The 15,234-nt window shown below is 68.2% G+C and carries 14 protein-coding genes and 1 pseudogene; 8 read left to right on the top strand and 7 right to left on the bottom strand.

The genetic code is table 11. The annotated features are described in order from the left end of the window. Positions 1 to 334: 334 nt before the first annotated feature. Positions 335 to 1,171 (bottom strand): HAD family hydrolase, encoded by an 837-nt coding sequence (locus ACWD4O_RS25760; protein WP_451283218.1) that lies wholly within the window; start codon positions 1,169 to 1,171, stop codon positions 335 to 337. Positions 1,172 to 1,742: 571 nt separating this feature from the next. Here ACWD4O_RS25760 and ssd point away from each other — a divergent pair. From ssd to ACWD4O_RS25730, 6 genes and pseudogenes are all read left to right on the top strand, one after another. Beyond that, the gene (gene ssd / locus ACWD4O_RS25755; RefSeq protein WP_451283217.1) at positions 1,743 to 2,855 is read left to right on the top strand and encodes a septum site-determining protein Ssd; all 1,113 of its coding nucleotides are present in this window, start codon (positions 1,743 to 1,745) and stop codon (positions 2,853 to 2,855) included. After that, positions 2,852 to 3,607 (top strand): annotated as a pseudogene (locus tag ACWD4O_RS25750) (CpaF family protein); the annotation flags it as partial. The gene ssd and the pseudogene ACWD4O_RS25750, both read left to right, overlap by 4 nt. A 97-nt stretch (positions 3,608 to 3,704) precedes the next feature. Beyond that, a complete protein-coding gene (locus ACWD4O_RS25745) occupies positions 3,705 to 5,162 on the top strand; it encodes a site-specific integrase (RefSeq protein ID WP_277725499.1) in 1,458 nt (485 codons plus the stop codon). Positions 5,163 to 5,278: 116 nt separating this feature from the next. After that, positions 5,279 to 7,138 (top strand): hypothetical protein, encoded by a 1,860-nt coding sequence (locus ACWD4O_RS25740; RefSeq protein WP_451283215.1) that lies wholly within the window; start codon positions 5,279 to 5,281, stop codon positions 7,136 to 7,138. After that, the gene (locus ACWD4O_RS25735) at positions 7,135 to 9,507 is read left to right on the top strand and encodes a hypothetical protein (protein WP_451283213.1); all 2,373 of its coding nucleotides are present in this window, start codon (positions 7,135 to 7,137) and stop codon (positions 9,505 to 9,507) included. The genes ACWD4O_RS25740 and ACWD4O_RS25735 overlap by 4 nt, the downstream gene beginning before the upstream one ends. Then, positions 9,507 to 9,935, top strand: coding sequence for a hypothetical protein (locus ACWD4O_RS25730; protein ID WP_109543045.1), 429 nt, complete (start codon positions 9,507 to 9,509; stop codon positions 9,933 to 9,935). The genes ACWD4O_RS25735 and ACWD4O_RS25730 overlap by 1 nt, the downstream gene beginning before the upstream one ends. 82 nt (positions 9,936 to 10,017) lie before the next feature. Here ACWD4O_RS25730 and ACWD4O_RS25725 read toward each other — a convergent pair whose 3' ends face one another. After that, on the bottom strand, positions 10,018 to 10,302 hold the full coding sequence (locus ACWD4O_RS25725) for a WbqC family protein (RefSeq protein WP_451283278.1): 285 nt from the start codon (positions 10,300 to 10,302) through the stop codon (positions 10,018 to 10,020). A 116-nt stretch (positions 10,303 to 10,418) separates the two neighbouring features. Between ACWD4O_RS25725 and ACWD4O_RS25720 the strand changes: the two genes are divergently transcribed. Further along, positions 10,419 to 10,691: a hypothetical protein gene (locus ACWD4O_RS25720; protein WP_451283211.1), complete on the top strand. Its 273-nt coding sequence runs from the start codon at positions 10,419 to 10,421 to the stop codon at positions 10,689 to 10,691. 105 nt (positions 10,692 to 10,796) lie between these two features. Here the strand turns inward: ACWD4O_RS25720 and ACWD4O_RS25715 are convergent, their stop codons facing one another. Continuing rightward, positions 10,797 to 10,970, bottom strand: coding sequence for a hypothetical protein (locus tag ACWD4O_RS25715; protein ID WP_158688370.1), 174 nt, complete (start codon positions 10,968 to 10,970; stop codon positions 10,797 to 10,799). A gap of 144 nt (positions 10,971 to 11,114) precedes the next feature. On the opposite strand from ACWD4O_RS25715, the gene ACWD4O_RS25710 reads away from it, so the two are divergent. Then, positions 11,115 to 11,939 carry a hypothetical protein gene (locus ACWD4O_RS25710; protein ID WP_451283209.1) on the top strand — a complete coding sequence of 275 codons (825 nt, stop codon included), beginning with the start codon at positions 11,115 to 11,117 and terminating at the stop codon, positions 11,937 to 11,939. A gap of 142 nt (positions 11,940 to 12,081) precedes the next feature. Here the strand turns inward: ACWD4O_RS25710 and ACWD4O_RS25705 are convergent, their stop codons facing one another. From ACWD4O_RS25705 to ACWD4O_RS25690, 4 genes are all read right to left on the bottom strand, one after another. Then, on the bottom strand, positions 12,082 to 12,942 hold the full coding sequence (locus ACWD4O_RS25705; RefSeq protein WP_451283207.1) for an abortive infection family protein: 861 nt from the start codon (positions 12,940 to 12,942) through the stop codon (positions 12,082 to 12,084). 287 nt (positions 12,943 to 13,229) lie between these two features. Further along, positions 13,230 to 13,622, bottom strand: a complete 393-nt coding sequence (locus ACWD4O_RS25700) for a DUF6221 family protein (protein WP_277725506.1) — start codon at positions 13,620 to 13,622, stop codon at positions 13,230 to 13,232. A gap of 440 nt (positions 13,623 to 14,062) precedes the next feature. Next, positions 14,063 to 14,461, bottom strand: a complete 399-nt coding sequence (locus tag ACWD4O_RS25695) for a hypothetical protein (protein ID WP_451283204.1) — start codon at positions 14,459 to 14,461, stop codon at positions 14,063 to 14,065. A 69-nt stretch (positions 14,462 to 14,530) separates the two neighbouring features. Further along, the gene (locus tag ACWD4O_RS25690; RefSeq protein WP_451283203.1) at positions 14,531 to 14,773 is read right to left on the bottom strand and encodes a DUF3761 domain-containing protein; all 243 of its coding nucleotides are present in this window, start codon (positions 14,771 to 14,773) and stop codon (positions 14,531 to 14,533) included. Positions 14,774 to 15,234 lie beyond the last annotated feature (461 nt).

The raw sequence follows: 15,234 nt of genomic DNA, 5'->3' as shown, positions 1-15,234 counted from the left end.
GGGCCTCGCAAAGGGTTGCGGCGGTACGAGTTCTCGTACCGCCGCTGGCATGTTCACCCGGTTACCAAGCGTCCTCGATATATTGCCCATCAGGCCGGGAACTTCGCCCGTGACCTGGTGCGGCTGGCCCGTAATCGACGGGTCGACGTCGCGTGGGTGCCCAGTGTTCATGCGCGGTCCGTGGGGCCAAATGCGTTATTAAGGTGATCCTCTCGGATGTCCTTGGTCTCGCGGGCCGTTAAGTCCTTTGTACTCCTGGTGCGCAGCAAGCGGAAGTGCTGGCACCAGTTCTTTACTTTTGCTCCCAAAAGGGTTTGAAAAGGGCGGTGGTCGCTCAGGCGGTCGCCGCTGCCCGGCGACGACTCGCGTACCAGACAAGGCCCGCGGTGGCCGCCGCCGCTCCTATGGCGGCGGCCGCCACGAGCGCCGGGCGGGGCGGTACGGAGAATGTGGGAATCCGTTGCTTGAGGCGCACCGGGCGGTGGAAGTCGAGAATCGGCCACCCGCGCGCCATGGCCTCGCGTCGCAGTGTCCGGTCGGGGTTCACCGCGTGCGGATGTCCGACCGCCTGCAGCATCGGCAGGTCGGTCGCGGAGTCGCTGTAGGCGTAGCAGCGCGAGAGGTCGTACCCCTCGGACTCGGCCAGCTCCTTGATCGCCTCCGCCTTCGTCGGGCCGTACGCGTAGTACTCCACCTCGCCGGTGAAGCAGCCGTCCTGGCCCACGACCATGCGCGTGGCGACGACGCGGTCCGCGCCGAGCAGCTCGCCGATCGGCTCGACGACCTCGGCGCCCGACGTGGACACGATGACGACGTCCCGGCCGGCGGTGTGGTGCTCCTCGATCAGGGAGGCGGCCTCGTCGTAGATCAGCGGGTCGATCAGGTCGTGAAGGGTCTCCGCGACGATCTCCTTCACCTGTTGGACGTTCCAGCCGCGCACGAGGGCGGACAGGTACTCGCGGGTCCGCTCCATCTGGTCGTGGTCCATACCGCCGACGAGGAAGACGAACTGGGCATACGCGGTCCGCAAGGCCGCCCTGCGGTTGATCAGCCCGCCTTGGTAGAAGGACTTGCTGAAGGTGAGCGTGCTCGACTTCGCAATGACCGTCTTGTCCAGGTCAAAGAAGGCCGCTGTGCGGGGCAAGGAGTGGTTTTCCACAACCAAGAGCATAGGGGCAGCCCATTCGGCGTAAGGTGGGCGCGTGGGTTTGCCTGAGAGGGCTCTCGGGTACACCATGGAAGTCACGGATCGTTCGCGACCGTGCTAACGCGGTCCGGCTCCTCCCCCCCCGAGTCGGCCGTGGAGACGACCCCCGCTCTCCCCCCCCGGCGGGGGTCGTCGCATGTCCGGGTGGGTTTTTCTGTTCTGTACGCGGCAGTGAGCCGCATCGAGGCGGCTGCGGCCGCCTCTTTCGCATGCCCACCCTTCGTCACCCTGCGTAGCCGTCGGACTGCTCTGCGGAAGTCGTACACGGGTGGTGCGGCGGTCACCGGTTTGGGTGACGGCGATATTCACAACCCCCCACTCGTCCACAGTTTTCCACCAAGATCCACACGATTTCCGGGTTCGCTGCACCGTGATTCCAACGCGTCCGCTCGGGCCGACTTCACATGACCGGTTCCGTTTGCCGGGCGTCCACGGCCGGTTTCCGTCGGCCGTTCATATGAGGGCCGGATGCCGGTTCTTCACACGTTTGGGAATCGCGGGGCCGCAGGGACTGTGCGACCCGCAGCGAAGGGGGATGGAAATCGTGACCGGAGCCGTCACACACGACCCGCCGCCCACCGCCGGCAGGCGGCCGGGAAAACCACTGATCGTCACGGAGGACGCGGCACTCCTCGACGACCTGCTGCGCCTGTGCGCCGCGGCCGGAGCCACACCGGAGGTGCACCACTCGGTGCCGGACCGCCGAGGCAGCTGGGAGTCCGCGCCGCTCGTCCTGGTCGGTGACGACGCGGCACGCCGGGTGCGCGGAGCCACCCGCCGACGCGGAGTGGTCCTCGTCGGACGAGACCAGGACGACTCCGGGGTGTGGCAGCGAGCCGTGGAGATCGGCGCCGACCACGTCCTGATGCTGCCCGACGGCGAACAGTGGCTGGTCGACCGCATCGCCGACGTCGCCGAAGGCGTCGGACGACCCGCACTCACCGTCGGCGTGATCGGCGGCCGGGGCGGCGCCGGAGCGTCCACGCTCGCGTGCGCCCTCGCCGTCACCTCCGCGCGTGAAGGACTGCGCACCCTCCTCGTGGACGCCGATCCACTGGGAGGCGGACTCGACGTCCTCCTCGGCGGCGAGAGCACGGAGGGCCTGCGCTGGCCCGCGTTCGCCGCCTCGCGCGGCCGGGTCGGCGGCGGCGCTCTGGAGGAGTCGCTGCCCAGGCTGCACTCGCTGCGGGTGCTGAGCTGGGACCGGGGCGACTGCGTCGCCATCGCGCCCCAGGCCGTACGCGCGGTGCTCGCGGCGGCCCGGCGCCGGGGCGGCACGGTCGTCGTCGACCTCCCGCGCCGCATCGACGACGGAGTCGCCGAGGTCCTCGCCCAACTCGACCTCGGGCTCCTCGTGGTCCCGGCCGAACTGCGTGCCGTCGCGGCGGGCGGGCGCGTGGCCTCCGCCGTCGGCATGGTGCTGCGCGACCTGCGTGTGGCGGTACGCGGCCCCTACGCGCCCGGCCTCGACGACACCGAGGTGGCCAGGCTGCTCGGGCTGCCGCTGGCCGGCGAGGTGCCCGTCGAGTCGGGGCTGCTGCGTCCGGACGGCGGCAAGGCACCGCCGGGCGCGACCGCGCGCGGGCCGCTCGCCCGCTTCTGCAAGGAGTTCTGGGAGCGCGCGCTGACCGAGGCGGGTGGCTCATGAGCACGCCGCCCGGGCTCGAACGGGCGCGGGGGAGCGGGGCGTTGCTCGACGGCGTACGGCAGTGGCTCGCCGACAGCGGGGCCGAACCGACGCCCGCGCGCGTGGCGCAGGCCCTGCGCGAACAGGGGCGGGTCCTCGGGGACGCGGAGGTCCTCGGCGCGGCCGAGCACCTTCGGTCCGAGCTGATCGGCAGCGGGCCCCTGGAGCCCCTGCTCACCGACCCCTGGGTGACCGACGTGCTGGTGTCGGCGCCGGACCGGGTCTGGGTCGACCGGGGCGGCGGCCTGGAGCTGACCGACGTCTGCTTTCCGGACGCGGCGGCCGTGCGGCGGCTCGCCCAACGCCTGGCCGCGGTGGCCGGACGGCGCCTGGACGACGCCCGGCCCTGGGTCGACGCCCGGCTGCCCGACGGAACGCGACTGCACGCGATGCTGCCCCCGGTCGCCGTCGGCTGCACCTGCCTGTCGCTGCGCGTCGTACGGCCCCGCGCGTTCACGCTCGACGAACTGGTGGCCGCTGGCACGGTTCCGCCGGGCGGCGACCGGGTACTGCGGGCCTTGGTGCGGGCTCGGCTGTCCTTCCTGGTCAGCGGCGGTACGGGCACGGGCAAGACGACTCTGTTGAGCGCGTTGCTCGGCATGGTCGGGCCGGGGGAGCGGATCGTGCTCGCGGAGGACTCGGCGGAGCTGCGACCGGATCACCCGCACGTGGTCCGGCTGGAGACCAGACCCGCCAACCAGGAGGGCGCGGGTTAGCTCAAGGGTTGGTAGATGTCTCGATGTCTCAGTGGTACACCACGGGCGGCTGTTAGGTTCAAGTGACTATTGATGTCTCAGGCGTGAGGGCTTCGTGGAGTACTTCTTCGTGTCGCATGCCAAGGTGCGCCGGTACGCGGGTGCCGTGGACGGTGTGGATCTGGACTGGGTCGAGTACGTGACCCGCAAGGGGGCGCTCAAGGAGGGCACGCCGTTCTTCCTGGGGTCGGATATGCGTCCGCTGGAGCCGTTGACCTCGTGCTTCTTCGATATGGCCAAGCGCCTGGATGCGGGGTCGCTCCAGGACTACACGTACGACCTCATGGATCTGGCCGACTTCCTTGGGCAGTTGGACCCGCCGACGGATCTGTTGTCGGCCACGGAGGATGACCTCGTCGCCTACCGGGACGAGCTCATGGAGTACCAGGACGAGCCGGTGTCGGCGGCCACGTGGATGCGGCGGCGGGCCGCGATCAACAACTTCTACGACTGGGCTGTCGGGGACGCGAAGCTGCTGGACCGGCGCCCGTATCACCGACGCAAGAACGGCAAGGACGTTCTGTCCGTGTCCGTCGTCAACGATCTCGACGTCCGCCATCTGACCTATTCGCAGTGGCGGTTCCTGAAGCAGGTGGGGCTTCGCGGCCTGTTGCCGGACGAGCGGGCGGACCGGTCGTTCCGTGGGGCGGCACCGTTGCGCAACAGCGCAGCGGCAGAGCTGGCGGTGACGACCGGGATGCGCCTGCGGGAGTTCAGCACCCTGCTGGACATTGAGGTCGGGACACCGCGCCGGGACGGCTCGGCTGCGCTGGTGGACCTGAGGGAGATGGCCAAGTACAAGCTGCCTCGCACGGTGGAGATCCAGCACGCCACCTTGCGGGAGGTCGACTTCTACCGGCGCACAGAGCGGGCGAAGATCGTGCACGCGGCCGCCCGCACACTGCACCGTCACCGGGCAGAGCTCTTCGTCGTCGACGACATCAACTCCCGTCAGGGCAGGCTCAGCGGAGTCCTGCACGGCCGCCGGCGGACCTTCACGATCAAGGACATGGACGTGGCCACGCGCCGGATCGCGGTCATCGAGGGCGACCGGGGTCTGGAACCGATGGCGCTGTTCGTCGGCCGCGGCGGGCGCATGCTCTCCGCACAGCGCTGGCATCAGATCTTCGAGGACGCCCACGTGCGGGCCCTGCGGATCAGCAAGGAACACAAGCTCGAGACGGTGGTGCCGCGGGCATTCAAGATCCACGACCTGCGTCACACGTTCGCGATCTTCATGCTCCAGTTGCTGACCGAGCTGGTGGCGGAGCAGGAGACGGAGCTGCGGCGGCTGGGCGGGCACACCGCCTACCTGGCCGATCACATCAGCAGGTCGCCGCAGCTGACGGTTCAGCGTTTGCTCGGCCATCGCCAGGCGACGTCGACCATGCGTTACCTGCGCTACATCCGCAAGACGAACCTGCTGGTCGCCCGGGCGATCGCGGACTGGAATGCCCAGGACACCACCTACGCCGACTACGCGGCCCGGCTGACGCAGGGGAGGGCCGCCTGATGCCCCGCCGGGGAGAACGCAGGAGCCGGAAGCGTCCGGCCGCTGCCGTCGCGCCGCCGGCGCCGCCTGGACGGATCGGGGTCCGGGAACTCGTCTACGTCTACCGGCACCAGCGGATGACCCACCGGATCGATCCGGCGGAGTTCGGGTGCTCACTGCTGGCGGGCCAGCTGGCTGATGCCTGGCTGGACTATCACCGCAAGGCGGGTCTGGCCTTCAGCGGCAACTACGTCACCGCGATCCGCAGCTTCCTGACGTTCGCCGGCACGCATCTTGCGGCCATCGGCCTCGATCCGGATGAAGCCCGGCTGGATGGCGGTCCTATCGACTTGGCCGAGGTGATCTACCAGTGGGAGGAAGATCTCGTCACCCGCTACGAGCCGACTTCGAACCAGCCGAACGTGTTGGCCGGTTTGCTGCTGACTCTGGTGGAGCACAGGGCGGTCCGGGACGCGAAGGTGCCCGAGCGCCTCCGGCGGCGGGCGGAAGGGCCGCCGACGTTCCGGGGTGGCTCGAGCGAGCCGTTGGACGAGTTCGCCAATCACGAGCGTCTGCTTCTGCTGGACGGTGCCAAGGCTGATGTCCGGGCCCTAGAGAAGCGGCTCGCCGTGGGCCGTGCTCTGCTGGCTGAGGGCCAGGACCCGCGCAGTGGAGGCTGGCGGGCGCTGCCCAATCTGGTCTGGGCGGCCCGGCACGGCGTGCTCGACATGCCCGCCCTGCTGACGCATCTCCCGGCGCACTTCAAGTGGTGGCCGAAGCCGGTAAGGGACATAGTGGCCGACCCCCTCTACATGGCCCGCTTCGGCGGGAAGTACGGCGTGATGACCACCGTCAGCGGCCTGCTGTTCCCCAACGAACTCGACCTGCAGCCGTTCCGGGTCCTGCTCCTGCTGGCCATGGGCGATGCCACCTCCGAGGAAGTGCACGATCTTTGTCTGGACGACCTTGAGTTCAGCGATGAAGGGGTCCGGGTGCTGCAGACCAAATTGCGGGCCCAGCGGGTCCGTCCGCATCTGCACGGCAACGACGGGCCGCAGGAGAGCGAGCGGCCTCTGGACGAGGACGAGGCACCTGGAGAGTCCGTCTACCCCGGCACCGGCAACTGGGACGTCCCCGGACTCCTGCGCCGCCTGATCGCGGTGAACACCCTGACCCGGGAGGTATTCGAGACCGATCCGTGGCTGTTCACCGCCGTCGAGTCCACCGACTACCGGCGTCGCATGGCCGCGGGGCGGGCGATCTTCAAGCGCCCAGGGCGCCGGTTCACCGACTGGATCGCCACCCATCCGGTTTTGGAAGGCGACCCGGCGAAGATCTCCGAGCCGCACGACGTGCGGCGGCTGCGGAAGACGTCAAAGACCACGCGCGTCGCCGCTCTGGGCGGCAGCCTGAGCGACCTGGCAGGGGACGACCACCACATCGAAGTGTTCCGGGGCCACTACGCGCACGGCACGACCGCGCACGTCCTGGCAGGCCGCGCGGTCAACCGGGCCCAGCGCGGAGTTTTCAACAAGATCAAGCCTGGCAAGCCCATGCTGGTCACCGAGGGGGCCGAGGCCATGCTCACGGAGCCGGAGACGGCCGCTGAGCTGGGTATCTCGCCTGAGCAGGGGAAAGCCTTGCAGCACGGAGAGCTCGACATGGGTGTCGTCAACTGCCGTGATCCCCACGACTCCCCGCACACACCCAAGGGCAGGCTCTGCCACGTCGCGCCGGCGATGTGCATGATCTGCCCGAACGCGATCGTGTTCACCTCGCAGCTGCCCCGGCTGCTGATGCTCGACGACCACATCACCCACATGCGCAAGGTGCTGGCCCCACCGGTCTGGCAGGCCACCTGGGCCGTTCAGGCAGCCGCACTGAAGGAAGTGTTCGCCGAGTGCGCGGAACAGCTTCCAGAGGCCCGCAAGCAGATCGAGGAGGGCAAGTTCCGCCTCGACCTGCCGCTCGGAATGCGAACGGAGTACGACCGATGACAACTGCCGCCGCCTTCCAGGTTCTGCCCTCGCAGACCATCCCCGACGACACACCCGTCCTCGGCGGTCGCCGCAACCTCATCCCCGGAGCGGAGGTCCCGCTCTTCGGGCAGAGCGGGTACTGGCCCGGCGACTGCCTTCGACGGCCGGCGAACAGGGTGAAGAGCGCCTGGCGAGCGTCGTTTCCCACGGACCCGCTCTGGAATCTGCGGACCCGCGAGATCGCCTTCGGGATGCTCAACTCCAGCCACAAGATCCTCCGGGATGCCGGTCTGTTCTTCCGGGCGGAGAACTGGGGCCTGTCCTCGGTAGGGCAGATGTGCGACAAGATGCGGCTCATCGCGACATGGGCGGTCGAGCAGCAGATGCCTCAGGATCTGGCCGCGTGGGCGGCGGAGGACTGGCAGGACTACCTCGACCATCACGCGCTGACGTCCGGAACCTCCACCCTGGCCAACGATGTTCTCACCATTCGCCGCCTGCTGGACTTTGCCCCGCTGCTGACCGGAGGCGGCCTGAGTGAGGACCCGTGGCCCGGGAAGTCGGCTGCGGAGGTGGCCGAGCGGACATACACCGGTGAGCTGTCCACCCCGTCGATTCCGCCGGCCATCTGGTGGCCGCTCCTGCGGGCCGCCTGGTTCTACATCGATGACATGGCCCCGCAGATCCTTGAACGCCGCGACCAGCAGGCCGCCGTCGTGGCGGCCTCTGCCGGGACACGGCGCCAGACCCATCGGGCTCGGGACATCGACGTGAAGCTCGCCGCCTGGGTGCAGGACCCTGCTTCCCTGGTGCCCGTCCACGCCAGGGACTTCCGCGGATACCCGGCGGGCACGGTGATGTGGTCAACGCTGAGCCTGTGGCTGACGGGCGGCGTCAGCCAGGGCGTGTTCAAAGCCGGCCGGGATTCGGACCGGCACCAGATGAGGCGGAGGATGGTGCAGCAACTGGCCGATGCAGGCCGGATCCGGCCCGTCACGGCCAAGGAAGGCCGGGCCGCACTGGGCGTCGTTGACCAGCCCGTCCGCGGCCGTAACCGGCGGCCCGATGACCTTGATGCCCAGGTCAAGAAGTGGCTGGCCAACCCGGCCAACCGCATACCGGTCCGCCGGGAGTCCAGCGTCCACGGGCCGGCCGGAGAGCCGGTCTGGCTGACCCTGGAAAGCCGCGTATTCGGCACGGTGACCCGGGCGAACGTCTTCACCAGCGGCACTGCCCGCACCCGGCAGCGACAGCAGTGGGTGCGTGAGGCGATCACCGAGGACCGCACCGACTACATCGAGGACGGCGACCTCGAGCACGCCCTGCGAATGGTCAGAGCCGCCTGCTACGTCTTCATCGCCGCCCTCACGCTGATGCGCGACAGTGAACTGCAGGAGATCGAACGGAACTCCATCGTCGAGCACTACGGATCCCCCGCGATCGCATCGAGGAAGGTCAAGCACGACGAATCCCGGCCCCGCCTCAAGTGGTGGATCACCGAACCGGTCGCACAGGCCGTGGCAGTCGCCGAACGCCTGTCCTGGCACGACAGCCACATCTTCGCCACCCTGGCCCCGCCCAGCGGGTTCCTGCCGGAGGGAACACGCGGCCGCGCGGGCTTCGATGCCTTCCGCGACATCGACTTCTTCATCGAGAACATCAACAAGACGCTGGACCGGAACGGACTGGAGCCCATCCCCGAAGGGCTGGTGCGACCGCACATGTTCCGCAAGACCATGGCGATCATCACCGCCCAGCAGCCCGACGGGGAGATCGCGCTCGGAATCCAGCTCAAGCACGCCGCCCGCCGGGCCCTGGCCAACCGGGTCACCGCCGGCTACGGAAGGATGGATGCGAACTGGAGCAAGGAGTTCGACAACCAGCTCGAACTGGCCGCCGCCCGCAGGCTCGTCGAACTCCTCAAGGCTCGCCGACAGGGCGATCCGGTCGCCGTCGGCCCCGGCGCCGCCAGGCTCCACGCCGGCCTGGACAAGGTCATCAAGGCCATGGACAGCGACCCGCACCTCCAAGCACAGATCGCGGACGAACGGATGCAGGTGAGCTTGCTGCGGGACGAGTTCGCCCAGCTCCACTTCGGCACGATCAACCACTGTCTGTGGCAGGCGTCGACCGCCGAGTGCCAAAACCAGCTCCCGCCCGAGCAGCAGGGCAAGCAGCCGTTGCTCGGCGCGTGCCAGCCCGGCAAATGCCGCAACTCGGTGTTGACCTTGAAGAACGCCCCCTACTGGATCGCCGAAGAGGGCGACCTGCAAGACACCCTGCGACGCGAACGGCTCTCCCCGCCGCGGCGCGAATCCATAGAGATCCGTCTCACCGAGGTGCAGTCGGTCACCGCACAATTCGCCAACCTGGAAGGTGCCCACTGATGCCGGTATCCGCCGCGACCGCAACGAAACTCCGTGAAGCCATGGCCCGGCTGCTGGCCGGTGAGCCCTTGCACACCAACGGCGCCCTGACCAAGGAGAACCTCGCCCGCGAGGCCCAGGTCAGCCACGCGACCGTCCACCGGGCCGAGGAGATCCTGGCCGAGTGGGACGCCAAAGTCGCCCGGCCGGTGCTTCGCACCCCCGGCGAAGTGCAGCGCGACGAGACGATCACCGACCTGCGTAAGCAGCTGCGGGAGGCTAAGGCCCAAGTCACCGAGGCCCAGGGCAAGCTCGACGCGCTGGCCGCGGTGACCGCGAACCTCTACCACGAGAACATTGCGCTGAAGAAGAAGCTCGGCAGCAGCCGGCGCCTGGCCTCGATCCCTGCTCCCGCCACAGAACACGGTCCCGTTCGAACGGACGGCTGAGCACATAGGTCCGTACGCGATGGTGCACGACGTACTGCTGTACTTCCCCCCTCGAGAAGGGGGGAAGTACAGCAGTACGTGCTCAGGCCGCAGCTTTGAGCGAGTCCGGGGCTCCGGCGGGGGCCCGGAGCCGGGCAGCGAGGCCGGCGGGGCCGAGGTGGGCCAGGGCCCACAGGGCGGTGACGCGCCGGGCGGAGGCCCAGATCCCGGCGGCCGGGGGCAGGAACGGGGCGACGGCGATGCCGCGGGCGGTGAACGGGGCCGGGTCGAGATACGTCATCCCGCCGGTCCCGCACAGATACGTGCCAGCGCCAGCTGTGGCGGTGAGGTCGGCGAGCCGCTCGGATCGCTCGGTCCGGGCGGACAGCCCGCCGGCGGTCAGGATGCGGCCCGGCAGGGGTCAGGCCAGGCTGACCAGTGACACCAGTTACCGGACCACCTCCGGCGCCCGGCTGCTGCTGGTCCGCGGCCCCCGCTCGGCGAGTGGGCGGGCAGGCCCCAGCGGGCACCGGGAAACCTCAGCAGGACGAGCCCACCCATCAGCACTTCGACTTCCGCTTCCTCTTCCGCACCACCGCCGACACCGGCAACCTCCAGACCGAAGAGGTCTCCGACGCCGCCTGGCGCGAGCTCGACGGCATCAGCCACCCGATCCTGCGACGACACATCGCCGATGCCCTCGTCAACGCCGACAGCGACGCCGTGATGAACGGCCAGCTCCCCCTCGCCGACCCCTGGTCTCTCACGGGCGAGTGAGGGACTGGACCGGAGCGAGTCTTCTACTTCCAGCACCGTGGGCCCTCTGAGACTCATCAGAGGGCCCACGGTGCTGCGCAGCCGACTTCAGCCGGCGCGGACGGTCTATGAGCGCATGACCAGATGAAGGAACCCTGCCAGCCCAATCGCGACCGTTACGCCGGCCCCCAGCCCCTCCACGCGGCCGACTGCCACCCCGCCGATCAAGCTCGCCAGCAGGATGACCACCCACCGCAGCGGCAGTCCTTCGCTGCCGGAGCCGCCTTCCCCTGCACTCACGCTGCTGTCCTTCCCTGGAACGCCAACGGCCTATCCCTCGAACTACCTGTTCAGGAGGTGCCCTTGTGCTTCCAAGCCTTCCGGCTGCGGCCGCCAAACACTAGGCTTTGACGGCGACAACACGGAGGGGGGGTTATCACTATCGTGGACGACGAGCCCGCTGAAGCGATGTCCATTGCCGGGGACGGAACCTGGGGATGGGTTTACGCCTTCGCCAACGGCTCAGAGGCTGTCGATGTCACCTACTCCGACATCCCAGGCCCCTGGGTCTACTCCGTCGAAGGACGGATGGTGGCCGGGAAGCCGGCCATCACCAGGCTGTCGATCGTGCCCCGAGACCCAGAGAAGCCTGAGGCGATCACCCGGGAGACCGTCCGTCGCGCGCCGACAGGAACCATTCTGGGGAGGGTCAAGAGCGCTCTACGGACCAAGTGGAACAACAAAGTCGGCGACGTCTACGCCCAAGCCCGCATTCAGTCGGTGAAGGTCGGTCGGTCCTGGCCCGCGGGACACTTCGTCCAGGTCGCATGGTTCGCCGTCGATGCGGAATTGACGGGTCGGGCTCCTCGGCAGGTCATCCAGGACACGTGGGGAGTCAGCGGGATCACCGCCAGCCGTTGGCTCGCGCGGGCTCGCAAACTGGGCTACCTGCCGGACTACCCGCTCACGCCAGTTGAGGGCCGGCCGCACGCATACGACTACGTTGCCGCAACGCGGATCCTCGAGGAACAGATCGTCCAGAAGGTACTCCGCGAGGGGCTTAGCCACACCTCCGACCCAGCCACGGTGAGGAGTGAACTCTGGGAAGTCCTCCACCGCGCGATCCTCGACAACTCAAAGGAGGCCGTGCGGCTTCGGACCGAGATCTTCATCGACATCTTGGCCCAACTGGCCGAGGGCGGCCCTGACGAGCAGATGCAAACGGCAGCGCAGCACCTCCGCGACCGGATCGCTCAGGCTCCCCGCTAGATGATCTATTCCAAGGGGTCAGTGATCGGGTCACACTTGGCCTGACGGCGGGATCAGGAAGCAACGCTAAGGTCCAGTTTCCCCCCGGGGCTCCTGATCGGCATGTCCGGGCCGAGGCGGGTCGAGGTGATCTGGACGTAGATCAGGTGGTGACCTTGCGCCACGGAGCGGCCGGGTCCGCCAGCGTGTCGAGAATCAGCTCGCACCAGGTCACGGCGGCGTTGACCGTCAGGCGGGCGTGGCGGACCCCTAGGCCGCTCGGGGCGCTCGCCTGGCCGTGTCCGCTGCCGAAGCCCTGGTTGCGCAGCTCGGCCACGCCGACGGCGATGTTGATCGCGCCGGACAGGACCTTCTTGATCGCTTTGCTTCCGTCGGGGCCTGCCGGCGCCGAGGCGGCATCGAGCTTCAGCGACTTCTGCACGGTGTTGATGAGGGAGGGCAGGGCCGCGTTGCTGTCGATCTCGATGGCCAACTCCCGGAGGGCGGTTTTCGCAGTCGCCTCGATGAGCTGCTTGGCCGCCCCGATCGCACCTGACGGGTCCGTTGTCAGGTCTCGCCGGATGCGCTCCAACTCGATCGTGATGCCGGAGGGGTCGCTCAGGTTGCTGAGGTCACGGGCCAGAACAGGCGGCGCAGCCCACGAGATCTTGCCGCTCTGGTCAAGCGAGAAGCCGTCCCTCTCCAGGCGAACGCGGATGTTCTCCAGCCACGTAGGGGTGTCCTGCTGCCCGGGGTCCCGGTAGGCACGGATGAAGTCCTCGAAGACGAGGAGAGCCCGCTGGACGTGGTCGGGGTCAGACCAGTCCACGCCTTCGGCATAGAGCATGAACTCGGTCCGCCGCTGACCTGAGTCCTGGTACTTCAACTGTTCAGGCGGGATGGGCGCGAATCCGTGGTCCTCCCACAGCTCGGCCACGATCCGGAGCGTTAGGTCCGTGGCCAGAGCGCGGAAGGCGTTGCGGGTCGCGGGACTCACCAGCTCCCGGCGGGCAGTGACGGTCATGGACTGAAGATACGAGCGGATGCTGACAGCGTCATGACCTTTTACGGCAAACGTCTTTATCCGCGTTGAGCCGCCTGCGCGAGGTCTGTCTTCACACGGCGGAGCATCAGCAGAGCCTCAGGCCAAGGATCTCGGCGCACTCTAGGCCCCCTGCCCGCCGAGCATGTGGGCCCGCGGTACGCCTTCTGGAGCCCTCGGGCTGTGAGCTGGAAGCCCGTCCTCTCGGCCAAACCGTGGCGCCATAGCGCCTTCTGGCGCTCCCCAAAGCTCAAAGCGATGTCTCCTAGTCAGCGGGTGCTGAGCTTGTCCCCACCGGGCTCGTTCTCGTGCACGTACTCGATCAATCCCCACTCAGGGTCGTAATCGGGGTGGTCGGCGTATGCCCAAACGAGTCTCTCGATCACCGGACTACGGAGAAACTCGGGAACAGCAGCGATCAAGTGCACGGCCCCCTTCTTCAAGGCGGGTAGGCTCCTGGCATCCGCTTCCGCCTTCAATGCCGTCCCAAAGTTGCCCTCCACCCACGCCACGAGCTGGCGCTTGGCCTCGACGTCGGCGAGGACGCGGGCCTGCAACGTTTTCAGGTCCTGGCTCTTGCCGGGCTTCACTGCGCGAGCAGCTTTCTCGTCCTCGCGAAGCCGGGCCTTGAGGAACTGCATCGCGCCGTCGAAATTTCTCATCGCCTTGCCCCCCTTTGTTGGTGCGCTGATGGGTCATCATCCACCAGGCTGGTCGGTCCGCGCCGCGCCATGGCCCCCAGCGCCACTCGCGACGACCTTGCCACGATGCGCCGCCGCATCTCCGCGAGCATCTCAGGTGAGACGACTGCGGACGCCGAGGAATCCTGAGCTGGCCGCCGCTCCACCGTTTTCTCGACGAGGGTCTTCGGGGTGGCCGGGACCGGGCCCGCCTCGGCCTCTTGAGCTTGGAGGTGCTCGTACAGGGCCATCTCGTCCCCCCACCACGAGAGCCCTCCAGACCGCGTCAGCGTCCGCCGGGAGGAGTTCGCTGCCAGGAACTCGTCCCGCTTCGGGGAGGCCGCGCCGGCTCAGGACACGCCTCTCAGCCGGCCGCCCCGCGATCTGGTCCTCCGTCTCGCGGGGACGGCCGTGGCTTCCTCTCAGGCGCCCGGACGAATCCTGTTCTGCGTGAGACGGTCAATGACCTGAGTGGGAAGACACCCGTGTTCCGTCATCACCGATCGAACGTGCTGTCGCAGTGTCTGCTCTGCCTGGATTCCTGCCGCGCTGGTAAGTAGATCGCTCCAAACGATGGAGACGTCACCGGCGATCTGTTCGATGGTCTCGGTCGAGGCGAGGTAGACGTTGGCGTTCGCAGCCGGGGCGTGCTGCGGATCGACGGTGAGGCGGTCCGACACGATAATCGCCGGACTACCGGCGGGTGGGTGATCCATGGAACGATCCGCCGCCAACTGATCGAGCTGCGTGTTCGCCTGCCGGATGTCATGGAGCGGCAAGAGGCCGTCGGCATGTTGTTCGGATTTAGCCTCGACAGTCACGCCAACCTGTTTACCGCCAGGAGAGCCTGCTCGGCGGCCTCGTGCAGCACAAGACCACCGAGCAGTGCACTACTTGAACCAATAGCGGACGCCTTGGTGGTGGGAGCAGGTGCCCTGCGAGTGCCGCGAGTAGGACAGGGAAGCGTCCTTGCACTTCGCGGTCTCGTACTTGTCCGCGGGCTTCTTGTGGTGCGTCCAGCCACACACCCCGGTGGTGTGGTGGACGCAGTGGTGAGCGGTGTTGGTCGACGGCAGCGTCGCCGCGGACGCGACCGGCGCGCTGAAGAAGACGCCGGCTACGGCGACAGCCACAGCGCAGGCAGCAAGACGAGTACGCAAAGGATCCCCTGGGAAGCTGAGCAAGTGCAGCGGGAGCCTATAGCGATCTCAATTGGCCTCCTCGTGTGACCTTTGCACCTCTTTACCCGGGGTTCGGGCCGATGCGCCCGTTCGGACATCCGCCGGAGGAACCGCAGCGCCCTCCGAAGTTCCGGTAAGGGCACCGGGAACAGGAGCAGACCGTGCCGGAGCAGAAGGCCGATGGCACCTGGCTCTCGCGCTTTTGCAGCCGACGCAACCGACCCGGCTGTGAGTGCCAGCGACCAGGCTGAAGGGATGCATCAGGATGACGAGCTGCTGCTACGCCGCCGGATGCATGGGCGCCGGGCTGGGGGCCGCCGGGGCCGCAGCCCGGCCGGAGCTGGGCCGAACTGGTCGGCGGCCCGCTGGATCGGATCCCACGTATCGCAGCCAGGGACCTGGTGCAACCCAGA

Source organism: Streptomyces sp. NPDC002623 (assembly GCF_053592635.1).
This window is presented reverse-complemented; position numbering and strand designations above follow the sequence as displayed.